The organism is Bacillus sp. 05T31, assembly GCF_056396725.1.
Map to the genome: position 1 here is coordinate 1 of NZ_JBFTMA010001048.1, position 1,033 is coordinate 1,033.

The following is a 1,033-nucleotide window of genomic DNA, read 5'->3' on the forward strand; positions in this document are numbered from 1 at the left end:
TTCAAACAAGAATTAGCAAAGTATATAGAATACTATAATCATAAAAGAATTAAGGCAAAATTAAAGGGTATGAGCCCGGTACAATACCGGGCTCATACCCTAGAGGCTGCCTAATGAAACGACCTGTCTAACTTTCGGGGGTCACTTCAAGATCTGAAGAGACTTTTCTTTTACATATGTGGTTTTATAAAAAAGTAAGATCAATCTTTACTTGTCATTCTGTTAATTTCTTTAGCAATTGAAGCCTTTTTTCCCCTTCCTTTTTTATAATTTGTTAATTGAGTATGAAAGTAGTTAATATACTCAATTATAGCAAATATATAAATGAATAATGTTAGGAAAAATACAGGAAATGACATCCGTTTCATCATAGTTATATCAATAAGAAATATAATAGGTGCTATACATATGAGTATAAGATTTATTTTTTTTAGTATACTAAATAACTTGTAAAGATTAGGAAAAAGAGGCCTTTTTGTTTTTAATCGTTTCCACTTTACAAACCAGTAAAAACTCCCTTGTAGTAAGACGAAGTTTAATATAAAGAATACATATATTAGAGCATAACTACCATTAGGGTTTAAAGGATAAAAAAAGTACAGAAAAATAAAGGTAATCACTGCGAAGAGTTCCCCTGTAAATAAATACACAAGTCTCTTTTTAAAACTCTTATTCATTCCGTAAATCCTCCTCCAACAACTTAAATATAAGCTACATATCAAACAAGCTGCACTGAATATGTGAGCTATTGTTTATATTTCTGATATGTATAAAAAGAGAGGATATTCGCCTCTATATTGAACGAAAAATCCTCTCTTCATGATACTCTAATTAACATACAATTTTCTTTTTTTGATATGGTGACCCTATTAAAAAGAATAAAATACAACCAAATATTAAACYCTGTATCTTACCATCTYTTCCACCAAGGTTTTTTAGCTTCTTGATAAATTTCTTCGATTTTTTTATCAAAAGCTGTATCTCGTTTTGCGATATATTCAATCATTTTTTGCATATCTTCAATCTGTTGATC

The 1,033-nt window shown here is 29.1% G+C and carries 1 protein-coding gene; it reads left to right on the forward strand.

The window, feature by feature from the left end; translation table 11 throughout:
• Positions 1-114, forward strand: a 114-nt coding sequence (locus AC1DJR_RS31200) for an IS3 family transposase (protein WP_142387517.1), incomplete at its 5' end; no start/stop codon positions are given.
• Positions 115-1,033: the final 919 nt, after the last annotated feature.